We start from the raw sequence: 19,131 nt of genomic DNA, 5'->3' as shown, positions 1-19,131 counted from the left end.
CGCGCTGATTACACCGCGCTCATAGCGCGGCGATCCGCACCGGGTCGCCAGCCTGCTGCGTCGCATACTGCGACAGCGCCGCGAAAAACTCCGCGCCGCTGCGCGTGTCGCGCCATTCACCGTCGACGAAACGGAAGTGGAAACCACCGGCTTTGGCGGCGATCCAGATCTCGCTCATCGGCGGCTGAAGGTTGACGATGATCTTCGTGCGGTTCTCGAATTCGAGCGTCAAAACGTTGCCGCTGCGCTCGAGCTCGATGTCGGCGTCGATGTCGTCGAGCGCGCTCTCGATGGCGGCCAGCACGGCTTCCGCACGGGTCAGGTAATCACTATCGGACATGCTAAACTCCATCGATTATTCATTCAGGGACAGTCATGCGAGTCGTAACTCGGATGCGCGCGGCAGCGCCCGGCCGCGCGATTGTAGCGGTTTTAGTCATTCTCGCAGGTTGTGCGCTTACCGGCTGCGGCCAACGCGGCTCACTCTATCTGCCGACCGTACCGCCGATGCCTGCCCCGCCGGCTCACCGCACGCAAACGCCATCGACCGATCGAAGCCAACCGGCTAGCGGCAGCGCGGCCGACACGGGTTCGATCCCGGACACCTCGGGCACGCCGCTCACGCTCGCCCCCGAAGACCAGCTCGCGGCGCCGCCCGCTTCGGCGGCATCGGCTCCCGCAGTGCCGCTGCCCGCCTCTGCCGTCCCTTCCGTTCAATAAGACTTTCGCATGACTCGATCCGCATTTGACTACGTCGACGGCGTATTGCACGCCGAAGGCGTGTCCGCCGTTTCCCTCGCCGAGCAGTTCGGCACGCCGCTCTACGTCTATTCACGCGCCGCGCTCACCGCTGCGTGGAACGCCTATGCGGGCGCCTGCGCGGGGCGTCGCGCGAGCGTGCACGTGGCCGTCAAGGCCAACAGCAATCTCGCGGTGCTGAACGTGTTCGCGCGCCTCGGCGCGGGCTTCGACATCGTGTCGGGCGGCGAGCTCGCGCGCGTGCTCGCGGCTGGCGGCAAAGCGGAAAACACCGTGTTTTCGGGCGTTGGCAAGCAGGCAAGCGAAATGCGCGACGCGCTCGCGGCGGGCGTCAAATGCTTCAACGTCGAATCGATTCCCGAACTCGACCGCCTCAATTCGGTGGCGGGCGAGATGGGCAAGAAAGCGCCGGTGTCGCTGCGCGTGAATCCCGATGTCGATGCGAAAACGCATCCGTACATTTCCACCGGACTCAAGACCAACAAGTTCGGCATCGCGTTCGAAGATGCGCGTGCCACCTACCAGGCGGCCGCGGCGATGTCGAATCTCGAGGTGATCGGCATCGACTGCCATATTGGCTCGCAGATCACTGAAGTCGCGCCCTATCTCGACGCGATCGACAAGGTGCTGGAACTCGTCGAGCAGATCGAGCAGGACGGCGTGTCGATTCGCCATATCGACGTCGGCGGCGGTCTGGGCATCACCTACGACGACGAAACGCCGCCGGAAATCGGTGAGTTCGTGCGCACGGTGCTCGATCGCATCGAAGCGCTCGGCCACGGTCACCGCGAAGTCTATTTCGAGCCGGGCCGCTCGCTGGTCGGCAATGCGGGCGTGCTGCTCACACGTCTTGAGTTTCTGAAGCCGGGCGAGGACAAGAACTTCGCGATCGTCGACGCGGCGATGACCGATCTCGCGCGCCCCGCGATGTACGACGCCTATCACGCCATCGAGCCGGTCGTGAAGCGCGACGTCCCCGCGCATGTGTACGACGTGGTCGGCCCGGTCTGCGAAAGCGGCGACTGGCTCGGCCGCGAGCGGCTGCTCGCGATCGAACCCGGCGATCTGCTCGCGATCCGCTCGGCCGGCGCGTACGGCTTCGTGATGAGCTCGAACTACAACACCCGTGCGCGCGCCGCCGAGGTGATGGTGGATGGTACACAGGCGCATGTGGTTCGCGCGCGCGAAGAGGTCAAGCAGCTGTTTGCGGATGAAACGATACTGCCGGCGTAAACGTCAGTCCCTGCGGCAGAGCGCGAAGGTCGAGCGCAGCAACGAAAATGGCGATGCCACGGTGGCATCGCCATTTTTATTTGAAACAGCGTGACGCCAATAAACTCGCCATCATCGTCGGCGCGTTCCCATCCTCCGCTCACGTATCCACACCACCAGTCGCCATCCCAGCAACGCGATCATCACCGCGCCGTAGATCTTCGGCAGCAGCAGGTCGTGCTTGCCCGCCTTCATCCACCAGAAATGCAGGATCGCGAGCACGCCGATCGCATAGATCGCGCGATGCAGCGTCTGCCAGCGACGTCCGAGCTTGCGCACCATCGCGCGCGGCGACGTGACCGCGAGCGCGATCAGCAGCACGAACGCGGCGAAGCCCACCGTGATGAACGGCCGCTTGCCGATGTCCTTCAGAATCTCGGCAACATCGAACCACTTGTCGAACCACAGGTACGTGGTGAAATGCAGCGTCGCGTAGAAGAACGTGTAGAGCCCGAGCATGCGGCGCAAACGCACGAACGCGGCGACGCCGGTCAGACGGCGTAGCGGCGTCACCGCGAGCGTGATGCACAGGAACACGAGCGTCCACAGGCCGGTCGAGCGCGTGATGAATTCAATCGGATTCGCGCCGAGCCGGTCGGTCAGGCCGAACAGCACGAGGCGCGCGAGAGGATAGAGCGCCGCGATGAAGACCGCGACTTTGGTGGGCACGACCCAGCGCGCGCCGCCGGTGGAACGCGGCTTCGCCGCCGACGCCGACGAGGTCCGCCGCGTCGCAGGCTCGGTGCGGGTGACAGTTTGCGTATCGGAAACCATCGCGCTCGCCCTAGAAGTTCTTCGTCAGGTCCATGCCCTGATAGAGCGACGCGACCTGATCGCCGTAACCGTTGAACATCAGCGTCTTGCGTTTCGGCGTGAAAAAGCCGTCTTCGCCGATGCGCCGTTCAGTGGCTTGACTCCAGCGCGGATGATCGACATTCGGATTCACGTTCGAATAAAACCCATATTCGTTCGACGCGTACGTGTTCCAGCTCGTCGGCGGCTGCTTCTCGACGAAGCGGATTTTTACGAGCGACTTCGCGCTCTTGAAGCCGTACTTCCACGGCACCACGACGCGCACCGGCGCGCCGTTCTGATTCGGCAGCACCTGGCCGTAGAGGCCCATCGTCAGTAGCGTCAGCGGATGCATCGCCTCGTCCATCCGCAGGCCTTCGGAGTAAGGCCAATCGAGTATGGGTGCCGACAACCCTGGCATCTGCGACGGATCGGCGAGCGTGATGAACTGCACGTACTTTGCATTGCCGGTCGGTTCGACGCGTTTGATCAGCTCCGACAGCGAGACCCCGATCCACGGCACCACGATCGACCAACCTTCGACGCAGCGATGCCGGTACACACGCTCCTCGAGCGGCGCGAGCTTCAGCAGATCGTCGATGTCGTACACCTTCGGATTCTTGATCTCGCCCTCGACGCTCACCTTCCACGGATGCGGCCGCAACGTGCCCGCGCGCTGCGAGGGGTCGGATTTACCGGTGCCGAACTCGTAGAAATTGTTGTAGGTTGTGATGTCCTTGTACGGCGTGATCTTGTCGAGCGCGACGAACCTGGTGTTGGTTTTCGCCGCGAGCTTCTGCGCCTTCGGATCGGGCGACGAGTAGGTCGCGAGCGCCTCGCCGCTCACGCCGATCAGGCCGCCGAGCGCCATCGCGCCCGCCGCCTGCAGGATGCGTCGCCGGTTTTCGAACACGTGCCGCGGCGCGATTTCGCTGCGCGCGATGTCATCGCCGGTCAGTTGAATTCTGTCGCTTCGCTTGATCCACATCGTGCTACTCCTTGCCGGCCCGCCGCGTCGCGCGCGTTGCGGAGCCTTATTGATGATCGCCCCTTTGGGGGCGTCTGTCATCCACGGGTAGTTGCTCAGGTGCTCGACTGGCGAACACCGGGGAGCAACGAATATTCCATCGGCCATAAAAAAACCGCCGGTGCGAAAGCACGCGGCGGTTCTTAGTCGGTTCAGCGCGGCGGATCTTACAGCTTGCCGTAGCTATGCAAGCCCGACAGGAACATGTTCACGCCGAGGAACGCGAAGCTCGTGACCAGCAGCCCGGTCAGCGCCCACCACGCGGCGAGCGCGCCGCGCAGGCCCTTCATCATACGCATGTGCAGCCAGGCCGCGTAGTTCAGCCACACGATCAGCGCCCACGTCTCCTTCGGGTCCCAGCTCCAGTAGCCGCCCCAGGCTTGGGCGGCCCACAGCGCGCCGAGAATCGTCGCGATCGTGAAGAACGCGAAGCCGACCGCGATCGACTTGTACATCACGTCGTCGAGCACGTCGAGCGCCGGCAGACGATCCGCGAGCACGCCGCGTTCCTTCGCCAGATATGCGACGCCGACCATCGCCGACAGCGCGAAGCTGCCATAGCCGATGAAGTTCGCCGGCACGTGAATCTTCATCCACCAGCTTTGCAGCGCCGGCACGAGCGGCTGGATCTGCTGCGCGTCGCGCGCGACCGAGTACCACATCAGGAAGCCGACGGCTGCGCTGATCACGAGCAACACGAACGCGCCGAGCGCGCGCGTGTTGTAGTGCTGCTCGTAGTACAGATAGAACAGCGCGGTGATCAGGCTGAACAGCACGAACACTTCATAGAGGTTCGAAATCGGAATATGGCCAACGTCCGCGCCGATCAGATACGACTCGTACCAGCGCACCATCATGCCGACGAAGCCCATCAGCACCGCCGCCCACGTCATCTTCGAGCCGATCGCGGCGCCGGTCGGCGAGCGCGACAGCAGCGCGATCCAGTAGAACCCGGTCGCGAATACGAAGAGCGCGCTCATCCACAGGATCGCGGACTGGCTCGACAGGAAATACTTGAGGAAGAAAGCGTTGTCGGCGCGGCTCAGATCGCCGTGGTAGATCTGGATTGCGAGCAGCGACAGCGCGGCGATTCCCACCATCAGCGGACGCACCGGCTTCCAGCGCCAGCCGAGCACGACGAAAACCGGCACCGAGCACATCAGCACCAGTTTGTCGTAGTAGTTCATGAACGGGTAATAGCGCGACAGCGCGAACCCGGCGCCCCCGACGAGCGCGAGCGCGAACAGCCAGTCGACGATACCCAGGCGTTTCAGGAACGGCCGTTCGTCGAAGTTCGGGAGTTCGGGCGTGCTGCTCGCAAACGCCTTGTCGGCGCGTGAAGCAGAAGAAGAGGAGGAGGAAACCTGAGTCAAGTCCATGATCTTACCGGGTCGAATCCTGTGAGCTTGCCGACGCAGCGGCGGCCTGGCCGGCCGGGCTGGCATCGGCTGCTTCGATGAGTTTCGCGCCCAATGCGGCGCTCACGGCGGCCCGCGTCTGGACGAACTCTTTCTCGAAGTCTAGCGTCTTACGCGCGCTCGACATCGCCATTACGACGCTCGTGCCGTGGTCCGTGTCCTTGAGCCAGAACCACAGACGCCGTTCGCGAACGTAGAACATCGAGAAGATGCCCAATACGAGAAGCAGGCTGCCAAGATACACGACTTTTTTGCCCGGCGCGCGCGTCAACTGAAATACCGAAGCTTGCACCTGCTTGAATGAGTCAAGCTGCAAATAGACCGGCGATCCATACAGAAAGCTGTCGGAAATCGCATTAAGCGAACTCTGGATGAAGCGGCTCGTGTCCGCATCGGCCGGCGCGGCGGGCTCGCCGAGCCGCTGGCGCGACAGTTGCCACAAGTCCCACGTCACACCTTCGAGCATGCGAAGCAGCAGGCCCGCGGCCTTTTCCTGCTCGCCCTTCGGTACCGAGCGGTCGATAAACCCAGCGACCGCCTGGAAGCCGCCGAGCGTTTCGCCATTCGGCATCTTCATGCTGCCGTCGGCGCCCGCAAAAAGGGTCAGCACCCGCAAGGCGCTTTCCTGCAGATGTTGCTGCAACTCCGCATTTGAACCCGGCACCGAACGCTGCGCGAATTGATGAGCGGCGATGGCCCGTTGGTTCGGGTCTTCCAGCGTGGCGCGCAGATTCATCCATTCCTTGAGCGTGCCGCCGCTATCGGCGGGAATTCGCAGATAGCGGAACGGGTCATCGGGATTCAAGCGCATGCCGGCGAGGAACATTTTCTCGCCGTTCACGTCGACGGGCAGCATGTAGTTGTTGTACTCGCGCGCCTGGCCATCCTTGCCGCGAATCTTGTACTGCACCGACGGGCCGACGTTGTGCAGATCGAGCGGCTTCGACGTTTTCGCGCCGGAGCCGAGGCGCTCGTCGAACGCTTCCTTCAGCGAGTGCTGCGCGACAACCCCGCGCGCATCGTTCTGCCCGTTGCCGTTCGAGATGTTTTCGACGTTGATCGCGCGGAAGTCGGTGAATTCGACGGTCTGGCCATCGGCCAGCGGCGTGGCCGAGCTCAACGGCGCGCTGCCGCCGATCGTGCCGCCAAACGGCGCGGGCTTTGCACTCGGGCCGGACATCGGGAAGGCAGTCATCTGCATCTGCGAGCCGCCGTCCTGGAAGCTCGATTGATAAATCGACACGCCGTCGTATTCGAACGGCTTGTTGACCTCGACGCGCGCCGGCACGCGCGCGCCGGTCTTGTGATCGATCACGACGATGTCGCTCGCGAACAGCTTCGGCATGCCTGTCGAGTAGTAATCGACGATGAACTTGTTGAGCTCGATCGAAAACGGCAGGTCCTGGATCAGCGAACCATTGGGCTGATTCAGGATCGCGGTCGACACGTGCTGCCCCTCGGGTACCCACGCGTAGCCGCGGAACGTCGGGTTCGATTGCGACAGCCGATGCTCGGGCGAAATCTCGTTGATCACCGTGTTCGAGTTGATCGGCGACTTGTCGAACAGCCACATTTGCAGCTTGATCGGCAGATTGCTGTCGAGCAGGCCGCCGAGGCAGATCACGACGATCGCGAGGTGCGCGGAGATGTAGCCGAACTTCGTCAGCGCGCCACGCTTCGCGGCGATCAACGTCGCGCCGTCCGACTCGCGCGTGACGAACTTGTAGCCGAGCTTCGCCGACAACCTTGCGAGCACCGCCGCCGACTGCGCGCGCGTGCCGTGCACCGCGAACTCACCCTTGTGATGGAACGCGCGCAGGCTGCCTTCTCGAACCTTGTCCTTCCAGCTCTTCACGTCGGCGACCATCTTCGGCGCATTTCGGATCACGCAGAGCAACACAGACACCATCAGGAAGCCGAGAATCAGCATGAACCACCACGAGCTGTACACCGTGTAGAGGCTCAGCGCGCGGAAGATGTCCGCCCAGAACGGACCGAACTGGTTGACGTAGTTGGGATACGGATCGTCCTGCGTGAGGACGGTACCGATGATGCTGGCGATCGACAGAATGACGAGCAGCGCAATGGCGAAACGCATCGAGCTCAGGAGCTCGATGGCGCTGCGCATGACGCGATTGCCCGACTTCGACTGCAGACCCGACGTGGTGACGCTCATTCAATCTCCGACTGAACAGCAAAAAAGGGTGAAGGGCTGTCGTAGCGACGACACCCTCACCCTTTTCTTGTTTTTCACCGGCCTCGCCGGGCCGGTTGGATTTGCGCGGACGAAGCGCTTAATGCAGGCCCGCGATGTAGTCGGCAACCGCTTTGATTTCGTTGTCCGACAGACGCGATGCTATCGCATGCATCGCGTCGTTGTTATTACGAGCGCCCGGACCTTGCGTGAACGCGGTCAATTGCGTGACCGAGTACTCGGCCCACTGCCCCGACAGGCGTGGATACTGGATCGGAATGCCCTGCCCCGTGGGCCCGTGACAGGCCGCGCAGGCCGGCACCCCGCGGTCAGCAATCCCACCGCGATAGATCTGCTGCCCCACCGCGACGGTCTTCTTGTTGTGCGCATAGCCTGGCTTGGGCGTCTGCGTCGAGAAGTAAGCCGCGACGTTGATCATGTCCTGATCGGAAAGCGCGGCGGCCATGCCCGCCATGATCGCATTGTTGCGCGCGGCCTGTTTGGCGCCCGGCTGCGGCTTGAAATCTCTGAGCTGCTTGACGAGGTACTCAGGATGCTGGCCCGCCAGTTTCGGGTATGCGCCGCCGGCACTGTTGCCGTCTGCGCCGTGACATGACGCGCATACCTGTACCGCGATTGCCTGCCCCCGATTGATGTCCGGCTTTGCCGGATCTGCTGCTCGTGCCTGAATTGCCAAACCTGAAAGAGCTGCCGTTACATGAAGCACCATCAGAGTCTTGCACAGTCGATTCATTCGCACACCCTGTCTCGTCTTGTGGGATTTTAGATGTTCTGCAAAGTACGACGACGGCGACCGAGTGACCGCCAGGAGCCGCCAAGGCACGTGGGGCGGCCTCCTAAGGTTTTCAGTAAACCATCGTATTGTACAATAACTCGCTAATCGCTTAGACGCCAGTCGGGCTTGACCCCGTTCCCGCTGCGGGCTCCGCAGCTTCTCCAATCTGGCTTCCACCATGCCCTTCCTGCTCCACGAATCCCGCTTCTATACCACCGTCAATCATCTGCGCGACCTGCCGTCCACCGCGCAGCCCGAGATCGCTTTCGCGGGACGCTCGAACGCGGGCAAATCGACCGCGATCAACGTGCTCTGCAATCAGAAGCGACTTGCATTCGCAAGTAAGACGCCTGGCCGCACGCAGCACATCAATTATTTTTCGGTTGGCAAGGCGGATGAGCCGACCGCCTATCTGGTCGACCTGCCGGGCTACGGTTATGCGGAAGTGCCGGGTACGGCGAAGGCGCACTGGGAAGCGCTGCTGTCCACGTATCTGCAATCGCGCTCGCAACTGCGCGGCATGATCCTCATGATGGATTCGCGCCGCCCTCTGACGGATCTAGATCGGCGCATGATCGAGTGGTTCGCGCCGACCGGCAAGCCGATCCACACGCTGCTCACCAAATGCGACAAATTGACGCGCCAGGAAAGCACGAACGCGTTGCGCACCGCGCAGAAGGGACTGGCCGAATATCGGGCTGCGGGCTATCGCGGCGAACTCACCGCGCAACTGTTTTCGGCGCTCAAGCGAACGGGGCTCGATGAAGCGCATGAGCTGATCGAGAGCTGGCTGATCCCGGAGGCAGCGGGCGAAACAGGCGAAACGCCGGCCGCGGGCTGAACGCATATCAATGCAGGAATCCCGCGGCACGCGTGATATGCCTGTAAAACCCGCGTCAGAGCGCGTTTGCGGCCGCGCATAAAAAAACCCGCCGCTTGAACGGCGGGTCAAACAGCCTAATCGAAAAACGACAGGCACCCGCTCAGGGAGGAGAAGCGGGGAGGTCAGCGCTAGGCGCCTTGCTCGATCGGTATGATATACCATTGTCTCGAAAAGTTTCCGGGAGCGGAGCTAGGTGCTATTTGTCCACTCCACCTATCCACGATCTTCGATTCGATATGAGCTTCTACCCGCGCACTACCGTCCGCGCCGCATGCGCCGTGACGACTTCTCGCGTCGCATGATGCGCGAAAACATCCTCACGACCAACGATCTGATTTACCCCGTATTCATCGTCGAGGGAACCAACGTGCGGCAAGCCGTGCCGTCGATGCCGGGCGTCGAGCGTGTGTCGGTCGATCTGCTGATGGGCGTCGCCGGGCAGTGCGTCGAACTGGGCGTGCCGGTGTTGTCTCTGTTTCCCGCGATCGAGCCCTCGCTGAAAACACCCGAAGGCCGTGAAGCGGCCAACCCCGCGGGCCTGATCCCGCGCGCGGTGCGCGAGTTGAAGAAGAATTTTCCGGGGCTCGGCGTGCTCACCGACGTGGCGCTCGATCCGTATACGAGCCATGGTCAGGACGGCGTGCTCGACGAAGCCGGCTACGTGATCAACGACGAAACCGTCGAGATCCTCGTCGAGCAGGCTCGTGCGCAGGCGGAAGCCGGCGTCGACATCGTCGCGCCGTCGGACATGATGGACGGACGCATTGGTGCGATCCGCGAAATGCTCGAGAGCGAGGACCATATCCACACGCGCATCATGGCGTACGCGGCGAAGTACGCTTCGGCGTTCTACGGCCCGTTCCGCGATGCCGTCGGTTCCGCGACGAACCTCGGCAAGAGCAACAAGATGACCTACCAGATGGACCCGGCAAATTCCAACGAGGCGCTGCGCGAAGTGCAGGCCGACATCAACGAAGGCGCGGACATGGTGATGGTCAAGCCGGGCATGCCGTATCTGGACATCGTGCGTCGCGTGAAGGACGAGTTCCAGTTCCCCACCTACGTGTACCAGGTAAGCGGCGAATACGCCATGCTGAAGGCCGCCGCGCAGAATGGCTGGCTCGATCACGACAAGGTGATGATGGAATCGCTGCTCGCGTTCAAGCGTGCAGGCGCGGACGGCGTGCTGACGTATTTCGCGCTGGATGCCGCGAAGATCCTGCGTTCGCGGAAGTAAGCCAGGCGCGGTTTAGCGCGCGGCTGTCGAGAAAAAAACGGAGGCGAACCTTAGGGTTTCGCCTCCGTTTTTTTGTGCTGCCGTTTGCGAAGCGGCGGTCTTGCAACGCCCCGCGGCCTTCGATTACACCCCCGATGCACTCGCCCGATCCAGTGTGCGCAGGAATTTGTCCGCCGATTCGTAGCCGACCTCCCGCAACACTTCCTTGCCACCCTGATCGAAAAAAATAATCCCCGGCGGCCCGAACAGATTGAAGCGCTTGAGCAGCGCCTGGTCGTCGGTATTGTTCGCAGTGACGTCGGCGCGCAGCAGATTCATCTGCTTCAGCTTCGCCTGAACGCGCGGGTCGCTGAAGGTGAATTTCTCCATCTCCTTGCAGCTCACGCACCAGTCCGCGTAAAAATCGAGCATGGCTGGCTGCGCCGCCGTTTTGACGGCCTGGTCGAGCTGATCCGATGAACGTACCGGCGCGAACGTCAAATCGCTTTGCGGCGCCGGCGCGGCCGCGCTGGAGCAATCCTTCGCGATGCTCGCCTGATTGCCGACGCGAGCCGCGAGCACCGCCAGCGGTCGCAGCGGATCCAACGATCCCGCCGCGAGGCCAACTAGAAGCGCGGCTGCCCAAACCGCCATCACGACGCCGACCGCCCGCCCAAGCCGGTGCCATATCGAGGCGCCCGCAACCGACTTGGAAAACAGGCCGAGCGCAACCGCGGCGATCAGCAGCCAGAGGGCGCTCAACAGCATCGACGCCGCCCCGCCGAGCACCGGCCAAACAATCCACAGCGCCGCGGCCAGCAGAACGACGCCAAAGAACACTTTTACGCTGTCCATCCACTTGCCCGCGCGCGGCAGCAGTGTACCCGCGCCGAGGCCAATGATCAGCAGCGGCAGCCCGAGCCCGATGCCCATCGAGAACAGTGCCGCGCCACCGAGCACGGCGTTGCCGGTATGCGCGATGAACGCGAGCACCGCAAAAAGCGGCGCGGTCATGCAGGCGCCGACCACCAGCGCCGACAGCGCGCCCATCACGGCGACCGCGGTAAATTTGCCACCTGAGCGTCGCGCTGACCCGCTCGACATGCGATCGCGCCAGCGCGGCGGCAGTTCGAGATCCACACCGGCGATCAGCAGCAGCGCGAAAATCGTCAGAAGCCCGCCGAACGCGCCGAGCACCCACGGGTTCTGCAGCCATGCGCCGAGACTCTGCCCGACGAGTGCCGCCACGACACCCAGCACCGTGTACACGAGCGCCATCCCGACTACATACGCGAGCGACAGCGCGAAGCCACGCCTGCGCGTGACGCGCGCTCCCTCACCGATGATGATCGCCGACAGAATCGGAATCATCGGATACGAGCACGGCAGCAAGCTCAGAATGGCGCCGGCAACGAAATAAAGCCCGACGATCGCAAAAAAACCGCCACGCTGCAGCAGCGACTGCGCGTAATCGGCGCTGGTGGCGCGTTCGTACCAGGGTTCGTCGTCAGCGGCGGCGGATTGTTGCGCGGTTGGGGTCGCCGTCCCGCTGCCAGCCAGCTGCAGCGCCTCGCTGCTCACGTGGTACACGCGCTCCATCGGGGGGTAGCAGATGCCCGCGTCGGCGCAGCCCTGCGACGTCACCGCAAGATCGAACGGTCCGGCAGCCTGCTTGACCGGAATACGAATCGTCAGCTCGTTGCGATACGTCTCGACATTCTTGTTGAATGTCTGATCGAACTTCACATGACCGCCTGGCAGTTCAGGCTCGCCAAGCGTCGCCGTGCCGTTGCGGGTCGCGAACGCGAAGCGCTCGCGGTACATGTAGTAGCCGTCCGCAATCTTGTAGGTGACGACGACTTGGCCGGGGGCCTCGGTCGCGCTGAACCGGAACGCGACGGACGGGTCGAGGAAGTCGTCCGCAGCGCGCGCGAGCGTGGCGACTTGCGCGAGGAACACGCAGCCGAGCAGAAAGAATGCGGTGCGCAGCGCAGCGCGCGCGCGCCGGTCGAGACCGTTAAACATGGACAGGGCGTTGGGTTTCAGCAGTGATCCACTGGCCGTAGGCGGCGGAGGCCGTCGCTTGCCATGAGAGGATTTCCGGCGTGCCGTAGGGATGATGAGCCTGAATGTATTGCTCCAGTTCGAGCGCGCGAGCGGCGCTGGTCTTGAACAGCAGCTGGATTTCCTGCGCGGTTTCGATCGCGCCCTGCCAGTGATAGCTCGACTGCACGCTTCCTAGCTGGGTGACGCACGCGCAAAGGCGAGCGGCGAGCGCTTCGGCTGCGAGCTTTTGAGCGCCGGCCGCATCCGGCACCGTTGTCAGCACCAAGGTCACATTCACACTCACACCAAGCTCCGGCGGCGCAGGATTTCGATCCCCATATCGTATCACCTGGCCCTGTCGCCCTGCAGGGCGCCACGCGGTGCGGCCGCGACATTTGGTCACTGCGAAGCGGCTTTCGCTATCAATGAAAAATCCGCCGCAGAAAACAAAAAAGCCAGGCGATGCGCCTGGCTTTTTGTCGAAGCAGAAAGCTTACTCAGCTTCTTGCACTTCCGTTTCTTCAACTTCCGGACGGTCGAGCAGTTCGACCAGTGCCATCGGCGCATTGTCACCAACGCGGAAGCCGAACTTCAGCACGCGCAGGTAGCCGCCCGGACGGTTTGCGTAGCGCGGGCCGAGCACGTCGAACAGCTTCGTGACCGAGTCACGATCGCGCAGGCGGTTGAACGCCAGACGACGGTTTGCGAGCGACGGCTTCTTGCCGAGCGTGATCAGCGGCTCGACGACTTTACGAAGTTCCTTGGCCTTCGGCAGCGTGGTCTTGATGACTTCGTGCTCGATCAGCGAGTTGGACATGTTACGGAGCATTGCCAAACGGTGGCTGCTCGTGCGGTTCAGTTTCCGCAGACCATGACGGTGACGCATGTTAATTCCTTCAGTTCAAAGTTTTGGTCCAGCTCTTCTATCGCACTCGTTCTGCAGCATCGCCTACAAACAGTGAGCGCACGGGCCGGTAGTGACAAAAGACAAGACGCGGATTTTAAAGGAAAATCCGCGCCTTTGCCAGTACAGTACAGCGGTGCAATTCGCGGGTCACACCCAACCGAGTTGTCCGCTTACTTGTCGAGACCAGCCGGCGGCCAGTTTTCGAGCTTCATGCCGAGCGTCAGCCCACGCGATGCCAGAACTTCCTTGATCTCGTTCAGCGACTTGCGACCCAGATTCGGAGTCTTGAGCAGTTCGTTCTCGGTACGCTGGATCAGGTCGCCGATGTAGTAGATGTTCTCGGCCTTCAGGCAGTTCGCGGAACGAACCGTCAGTTCGAGATCGTCGACCGGACGCAGCAGGATCGGATCGATCTGCGGTGCGCGCGACGGCGCTTCCGCCGCTGCTTCGGTACCTTCCAGCGCCGCGAACACCGACAACTGATCCACCAGAATGCGCGCCGATTGTCGGATCGCTTCTTCCGGCGAAATCACACCGTTGGTCTCGATGTTCATCACGAGCTTGTCGAGGTCGGTGCGCTGCTCGACGCGAGCGCTTTCGACCGCGTAGCTCACGCGACGAACCGGCGAAAACGAGGCGTCCAGCACGATCCGGCCGATGATCTTGGCCGACTCTTCACCGTAACGACGCACATTGCCCGGCACATAGCCGCGGCCCTTTTCGACCTTGATCTGCACGTCGAGCTTGCCACCCTTCGACAGATGCGCAATCACGTGATCGGGATTGATGACTTCGCAATCGTGTGCGAGTTCGATATCGCCGGCCGTGACCACGCCTTCGCCTTCCTTCCGCAGCGTAACCGTCACTTCGTCACGATTATGCAGCTTGAAGACGACGCCCTTCAGGTTCAACAACAGGTTGACCACATCCTCTTGCACACCGTCGAGCGTCGAATACTCGTGCACGACGCCTGCAATCGTCACCTCGGTCGGGGCATAGCCTACCATCGACGACAACAGCACGCGCCGAAGCGCGTTGCCCAAGGTGTGGCCATAACCGCGTTCAAACGGCTCCATGACCACTTTCGCGTGGCTTTCGCCAAGCGATTCAACTGCAATAATCTTGGGCTTCAACAAACTGGTTTGCATAGGTTTTCCTTTTCAATACCCTCGGCTCGTTACACCGATAAGGCTGACCGGTAACAACCTGAAAATAAACAGCCGAGACGCCCCCTTGCGCAACGCAATCAGGGCGCCCCGGCCATCAATCCGATTACCGCGAATACAATTCGACGATCAGGCTTTCGTTGATGTCGCCAGCGATGTCGCTGCGTTCCGGCTTCTGCTTGAAGGTACCTTCGAACTTCTTCGCGTCGACCGCGACCCAGCTCGGCATGCCGCCTTGCTCAGCGAGCGACAGCGCCTCAATGATGCGAGCCTGCTTGCGCTTCTGTTCGCGCACGGCGACGACGTCCCCAGCCTTCACTTGCATCGACGGGATGTTCGTCACGACGCCGTTCACCGTGATTGCCTTGTGGCCAACGAGCTGACGTGCTTCAGCGCGCGTCGAGCCAAAGCCCATGCGATACACGACGTTGTCCAGACGCGATTCGAGCAGTTTCAGCAGGTTCTCACCCGTGTTGCCCTTCAGGCGGTCTGCTTCAGCGAAGTAGCGACGGAACTGGCGCTCGAGGACACCGTAGATACGCTTTACTTTTTGCTTCTCGCGCAGCTGAGTGCCATAGTCGGACGTACGTGCGCCCGAGGTACGGCCGTGCTGGCCGGGCTTGCTGTCAAGCTTGCACTTGTCAGCGAGCGAACGGCGCGCGCTCTTCAGGAAGAGGTCAGTGCCTTCACGGCGGGACAGCTTGGCCTTGGGGCCGATATAACGTGCCACGTTAATTCCTTCTGTGATTTGTCACGCGAATGCTTCCACTCGCGCTAGTCCGAACCCTTTGAGTCGAACGGTGGGCTTAGTCAATTCAAATAACACGCGCAGCCCGCCACCGCGCAAGGCGGCAACAGGCGCTCGAAATACCAGCGTCTTAGATACGACGACGCTTCGGCGGACGGCAGCCGTTATGCGGGACCGGCGTCACGTCGGAGATCGCGGTGATCTTGATGCCAAGACCATGCAGCGCGCGCACCGCCGATTCCCGGCCAGGACCGGGGCCCTTGATCCGCACTTCGAGGTTCTTCACGCCGTATTCCATCGCCACGCGGCCAGCTGATTCAGCTGCGACCTGAGCTGCAAACGGAGTCGACTTACGCGAACCCTTGAAGCCCTGACCGCCCGACGTTGCCCAGGCAAGCGCGTTGCCTTGACGGTCGGTGATCGTGATGATGGTGTTGTTGAACGACGCGTGAACGTGAACCACGCCCTCGGCGACGTTCTTCTTGACCTTCTTGCGAACGCGTTGCGCCGCGGAGTTGTTCGAAGCCTTAGCCATTACGTTTTCCTGTAACTGTCAGTTCCGCTTACTTCTTCAGCGATTGCGCTGCACGACGCGGACCCTTGCGCGTACGGGCATTCGTACGCGTACGCTGGCCGCGCAGGGGCAGACCCTTACGATGCCGCACGCCACGATAGCAGCCGAGATCCATCAGGCGCTTGATGTTCATCGTCGTTTCACGGCGCAGATCGCCTTCAACGATGAACTTGCCGACTTCTTCACGCAGCTTTTCGAGGTCTGCGTCAGTCAGGTCTTTGACCTTCTTCGAAAATGCCACACCAGCAGCGACGCAAATGTCGCGCGAGCGCGTGCGACCGACACCGTAAATAGCCGTCAGGCCGATTTCAGTATGCTGGTGATTCGGGATGTTAACCCCTGCGATACGAGCCATTGTTTTTCCTCAAACAAAAAGCGCAAGCAAAAGCGCGGCGTTCAGCCTTGACGCTGTTTGTGGCGCGGATCAGAACTGCAAATCACGCGCACAACGCCTTTGCGCTTGATGATCTTGCAATTGCGGCAAATGCGCTTAACCGATGCCATCACTTTCATGATATTACCCTTTTTTCAAATCACTTCGCCCGGAACACGATCCGCGCACGCGACAGATCGTAAGGCGTCAATTCAACCGTCACCTTGTCGCCCGGCAAGATCCGGATGTAGTGCATCCGCATTTTGCCGGATATGTGTCCCAACACGACATGGCCGTTTTCCAGCTTCACCCTGAAGGTAGCATTAGGCAGGTTCTCGATTACTTCGCCCTGCATCTGGATAACATCGTCTTTGGCCATAAGTCCTTTCAACGCATCGGGACGCCGCCGCCTTTGAAATTAGCTTTCTTCAGCAGCGATTCATACTGTTGCGACATAACGTACGACTGCACCTGCGCCATGAAATCCATTGTGACGACGACAATGATCAGCAGCGACGTTCCACCAAAATAAAACGGCACGTTCCAGCGTAGCACCAGAAATTCAGGCAGCAGGCAAACGAACACGATGTAGATCGCACCGGCAAGCGTCAAACGCGTGAGGATGCGGTCGATATATCGCGCCGTCTGATCGCCCGGGCGGATACCTGGGACGAAAGCGCCGCTCTTTTTCAGGTTGTCGGCCGTTTCCCTGCTGTTAAACACCAGTGCAGTGTAAAAGAAGCAGAAGAAGACGATCGCCAACGCGTACAGCAACACATACACCGGTTGACCGGGCTTCAGGGCTTCGGCAACGTTGTGCAACGTGTCTGCGAACCAGCTGGTACGCGAACCCGAACTGAACCAGTTCAGGATAGTTGCCGGGAAGAGAATGATCGACGATGCGAAGATCGGCGGAATCACCCCCGACATATTCAGCTTCAGCGGCAAATGCGAAGACTGGCCGCCGTAAATCTTGTTGCCCACCTGCCGCTTCGCATAATTCACAAGTATCTTGCGCTGGCCGCGTTCGATGAACACCACCACATAGGTCACAGCAGCAATCAGCGCGACGACGATAATCGCCGAGATGATGCTCATCGAGCCGGTTCGCACCAGTTCAAAGAGACCACCGATTGCGTTCGGGAAACCCGCCGCAATACCGCCGAATATGATGATCGAAATACCGTTGCCAAGCCCGCGCTCCGTGATCTGCTCACCCAGCCACATCAGGAACATCGTGCCGGTCACCAGCGTAACGACCGTCGTCAAGCGGAAAACCATCCCCGGATCGATCACGAGGCCCGGCTGATTTTCCAGAGCGACGGCAATACCGAACGCCTGGAACGTCGCCAGCACAACCGTGAAGATCCGCGTGTACTGCGTAATCTTTCGCTGACCTGCCTGCCCTTCCTTTTTCAGCGCTTCGAGCTGCGGCGAAACAATCGCCAGCAACTGCATGATGATCGACGCCGAAATGTACGGCATGATCCCCAGCGCGAAAATCGTGAACCGCGAAAGTGCGCCACCCGAGAACATGTTAAACATGCCAAGGATGCCGCCCGACTGGCTTTGGAACAGTTTCGCCAGTTGGTCCGGGTCGATACCCGGCACCGGAATATGCGCGCCGATACGGTAGACGACTAGCGCCAGCAGCAGGAACACTGCTCGCCGGCGCAGATCGCCAAACTTCGCCGCGCTGCGACCGGGTTTTGCGAGACTCGGGCTGTTAGCCAAGTACCTTCTCCGATGCAAGTGCTAGTGACGGCAATTAACTTGCGCGTTACTCGGCAAAAGAGCCACCGGCTGCCTCGATAGCAGCACGTGCGCTCTTCGTCGCACCCAGACCCTTCACAACGACCTTGCGCTTGAGCTCGCCCGTTGCAATGATCTTGGCGCTACGGATCAGCTCGCCGACGAGGCCGGCTTGCTTGAGAGCCAGCAGATCGATTTCGTCGACCGGCAGCTTCTCCAGATCCGAGAGACGTACCTCACCGACGAATTCCTTCGTCAGCGAGGTGAAGCCACGCTTCGGCAGGCGACGTTGCAGCGGCATTTGACCGCCTTCAAAGCCGACCTTGTGAAAGCCGCCCGAACGCGACTTCTGACCCTTGTGACCACGGCCAGCGGTCTTGCCGAGGCCGGAGCCGATGCCGCGACCAACGCGGCGCTTTGCGTGCTTCGCGCCTTCGGCCGGCTTCAGGTTATTCAATTCCATTATCAACTCCTTGAGTCCTGGTCAGCCGCTTAGCTGATGACCTTAACGAGGTACGAAACCTTGTTGATCATGCCGCGCACAGCCGGCGTATCCTGCAACTCGCTAACCGAGTTGAGTCGGCGCAGGCCCAAGCCACGCACCGTTGCACGGTGCGATTCACGGGTGCCGATCAGGCTCTTGACGAGCTGGACCTTGACAGTTTTATCAGACATGGTGTCCACCTTTAGCCCAGAATTTCTTCGACGGACTTGCCACGCTTCGCAGCGATGTCGGCCGGCGTGGACTGCTTGCGCAGGCCATCGAGCGTCGCACGAACGAGGTTGTACGGGTTCGTCGAGCCGTGGCTCTTGGCCACAACGTTCTGCACGCCCATCACGTCGAACACGGCGCGCATCGGGCCGCCCGCGATCACGCCGGTACCGTCTTTCGCCGGAGCGAGGAGGACCGTCGATGCGCCGTGCTTACCGTGCACTTCGTGTTGCAAGGTACCGTTCTTCAACGGCACCTTGAACATGTTGCGGCGAGCCTGTTCCATCGCCTTCTGGACAGCGACCGGCACTTCCTTCGCCTTGCCCTTGCCCATACCGACGCGGCCATCACCGTCGCCAACCACGGTCAGTGCAGCGAAGCCGAGAATACGGCCACCCTTCACGACCTTGGTCACGCGGTTAACCGCGATCATTTTTTCACGAAGGCCGTCGTCGCGTTCGTCAGCCTGAACTTTAGCTTGCATCTTTGCCATGAC

General features: G+C 61.4%; 23 protein-coding genes. 4 read left to right on the top strand and 19 right to left on the bottom strand.

Annotation, left to right across the window (positions count from 1 at the left end; all coding sequences use genetic code 11):
- Nucleotides 1-19: 19 nt before the first annotated feature.
- Entirely contained in the window at nt 20-340 is a 321-nt protein-coding gene (gene cyaY, locus OKW38_RS20175; RefSeq protein ID WP_429362813.1) for an iron donor protein CyaY, read from the bottom strand.
- Nucleotides 341-375: 35 nt separating this feature from the next.
- Between cyaY and lptM the strand changes: the two genes are divergently transcribed.
- Nucleotides 376-720 carry an LPS translocon maturation chaperone LptM gene (gene lptM / locus OKW38_RS20170; protein WP_429335407.1) on the top strand — a complete coding sequence of 115 codons (345 nt, stop codon included), beginning with the start codon at nt 376-378 and terminating at the stop codon, nt 718-720.
- A gap of 9 nt (nt 721-729) precedes the next feature.
- Nucleotides 730-1,992 (top strand): diaminopimelate decarboxylase, encoded by a 1,263-nt coding sequence (gene lysA / locus OKW38_RS20165; protein ID WP_429362812.1) that lies wholly within the window; start codon nt 730-732, stop codon nt 1,990-1,992.
- Nucleotides 1,993-2,103: 111 nt separating this feature from the next.
- Here the strand turns inward: lysA and msrQ are convergent, their stop codons facing one another.
- The 5 genes from msrQ to OKW38_RS20140 form a co-directional block, all read right to left on the bottom strand.
- On the bottom strand, nt 2,104-2,805 hold the full coding sequence (gene msrQ / locus OKW38_RS20160) for a protein-methionine-sulfoxide reductase heme-binding subunit MsrQ (protein ID WP_090802144.1): 702 nt from the start codon (nt 2,803-2,805) through the stop codon (nt 2,104-2,106).
- Nucleotides 2,806-2,815: 10 nt separating this feature from the next.
- Nucleotides 2,816-3,811, bottom strand: coding sequence for a protein-methionine-sulfoxide reductase catalytic subunit MsrP (msrP, locus tag OKW38_RS20155; RefSeq protein WP_429362810.1), 996 nt, complete (start codon nt 3,809-3,811; stop codon nt 2,816-2,818).
- A gap of 206 nt (nt 3,812-4,017) precedes the next feature.
- Nucleotides 4,018-5,229 carry a c-type cytochrome biogenesis protein CcsB gene (gene ccsB, locus OKW38_RS20150; RefSeq protein WP_090802147.1) on the bottom strand — a complete coding sequence of 404 codons (1,212 nt, stop codon included), beginning with the start codon at nt 5,227-5,229 and terminating at the stop codon, nt 4,018-4,020.
- A 4-nt stretch (nt 5,230-5,233) separates the two neighbouring features.
- Entirely contained in the window at nt 5,234-7,444 is a 2,211-nt protein-coding gene (locus OKW38_RS20145; protein WP_429362808.1) for a cytochrome c biogenesis protein ResB, read from the bottom strand.
- Nucleotides 7,445-7,562: 118 nt separating this feature from the next.
- Complete coding sequence (locus OKW38_RS20140) at nt 7,563-8,216, bottom strand: c-type cytochrome (RefSeq protein WP_429362807.1); 654 nt, start codon at nt 8,214-8,216, stop codon at nt 7,563-7,565.
- 220 nt (nt 8,217-8,436) lie between these two features.
- Between OKW38_RS20140 and yihA the strand changes: the two genes are divergently transcribed.
- Entirely contained in the window at nt 8,437-9,099 is a 663-nt protein-coding gene (gene yihA / locus OKW38_RS20135) for a ribosome biogenesis GTP-binding protein YihA/YsxC (protein ID WP_429362805.1), read from the top strand.
- A 313-nt stretch (nt 9,100-9,412) separates the two neighbouring features.
- A complete protein-coding gene (hemB, locus tag OKW38_RS20130; RefSeq protein ID WP_429363787.1) occupies nt 9,413-10,378 on the top strand; it encodes a porphobilinogen synthase in 966 nt (321 codons plus the stop codon).
- A gap of 123 nt (nt 10,379-10,501) precedes the next feature.
- Here hemB and dsbD read toward each other — a convergent pair whose 3' ends face one another.
- The 13 genes from dsbD to rpsE all read right to left on the bottom strand — a co-directional run bounded on the left by dsbD (nt 10,502) and on the right by rpsE (nt 19,128).
- Entirely contained in the window at nt 10,502-12,382 is a 1,881-nt protein-coding gene (dsbD, locus tag OKW38_RS20125) for a protein-disulfide reductase DsbD (RefSeq protein WP_429362804.1), read from the bottom strand.
- A complete protein-coding gene (cutA, locus tag OKW38_RS20120; protein WP_429335412.1) occupies nt 12,375-12,707 on the bottom strand; it encodes a divalent-cation tolerance protein CutA in 333 nt (110 codons plus the stop codon). Before cutA ends, dsbD begins: the two co-directional genes overlap by 8 nt.
- A gap of 189 nt (nt 12,708-12,896) precedes the next feature.
- Entirely contained in the window at nt 12,897-13,289 is a 393-nt protein-coding gene (gene rplQ / locus OKW38_RS20115) for a 50S ribosomal protein L17 (protein ID WP_013090750.1), read from the bottom strand.
- Nucleotides 13,290-13,480: 191 nt separating this feature from the next.
- Entirely contained in the window at nt 13,481-14,458 is a 978-nt protein-coding gene (locus OKW38_RS20110; protein WP_007730697.1) for a DNA-directed RNA polymerase subunit alpha, read from the bottom strand.
- A gap of 124 nt (nt 14,459-14,582) precedes the next feature.
- Nucleotides 14,583-15,206: a 30S ribosomal protein S4 gene (gene rpsD / locus OKW38_RS20105; protein ID WP_090802157.1), complete on the bottom strand. Its 624-nt coding sequence runs from the start codon at nt 15,204-15,206 to the stop codon at nt 14,583-14,585.
- A gap of 148 nt (nt 15,207-15,354) precedes the next feature.
- Complete coding sequence (gene rpsK / locus OKW38_RS20100) at nt 15,355-15,759, bottom strand: 30S ribosomal protein S11 (RefSeq protein ID WP_006052224.1); 405 nt, start codon at nt 15,757-15,759, stop codon at nt 15,355-15,357.
- Between the two features lie 28 nt (nt 15,760-15,787).
- Nucleotides 15,788-16,153 (bottom strand): 30S ribosomal protein S13, encoded by a 366-nt coding sequence (gene rpsM / locus OKW38_RS20095; protein ID WP_013589830.1) that lies wholly within the window; start codon nt 16,151-16,153, stop codon nt 15,788-15,790.
- Nucleotides 16,154-16,194: 41 nt separating this feature from the next.
- Entirely contained in the window at nt 16,195-16,311 is a 117-nt protein-coding gene (gene rpmJ, locus OKW38_RS20090) for a 50S ribosomal protein L36 (RefSeq protein ID WP_004199844.1), read from the bottom strand.
- A 20-nt stretch (nt 16,312-16,331) separates the two neighbouring features.
- The gene (infA, locus tag OKW38_RS20085) at nt 16,332-16,550 is read right to left on the bottom strand and encodes a translation initiation factor IF-1 (protein ID WP_004521905.1); all 219 of its coding nucleotides are present in this window, start codon (nt 16,548-16,550) and stop codon (nt 16,332-16,334) included.
- 8 nt (nt 16,551-16,558) lie between these two features.
- Complete coding sequence (secY, locus tag OKW38_RS20080; RefSeq protein WP_090802158.1) at nt 16,559-17,905, bottom strand: preprotein translocase subunit SecY; 1,347 nt, start codon at nt 17,903-17,905, stop codon at nt 16,559-16,561.
- Between the two features lie 46 nt (nt 17,906-17,951).
- Complete coding sequence (gene rplO, locus OKW38_RS20075) at nt 17,952-18,386, bottom strand: 50S ribosomal protein L15 (RefSeq protein ID WP_018420156.1); 435 nt, start codon at nt 18,384-18,386, stop codon at nt 17,952-17,954.
- A gap of 29 nt (nt 18,387-18,415) precedes the next feature.
- Nucleotides 18,416-18,598, bottom strand: a complete 183-nt coding sequence (gene rpmD / locus OKW38_RS20070; RefSeq protein WP_008923335.1) for a 50S ribosomal protein L30 — start codon at nt 18,596-18,598, stop codon at nt 18,416-18,418.
- 11 nt (nt 18,599-18,609) lie between these two features.
- Nucleotides 18,610-19,128 (bottom strand): 30S ribosomal protein S5, encoded by a 519-nt coding sequence (gene rpsE / locus OKW38_RS20065; protein ID WP_075303262.1) that lies wholly within the window; start codon nt 19,126-19,128, stop codon nt 18,610-18,612.
- Nucleotides 19,129-19,131: the final 3 nt, after the last annotated feature.

Source organism: Paraburkholderia sp. MM5496-R1 (assembly GCF_050436205.1).
GTDB classification, from domain to species: Bacteria; Pseudomonadota; Gammaproteobacteria; order Burkholderiales; family Burkholderiaceae; genus Paraburkholderia; species Paraburkholderia tuberum.
Note: the sequence above shows the minus strand (reverse complement) of the source record. Positions and strands in the feature narration are given on the sequence as shown.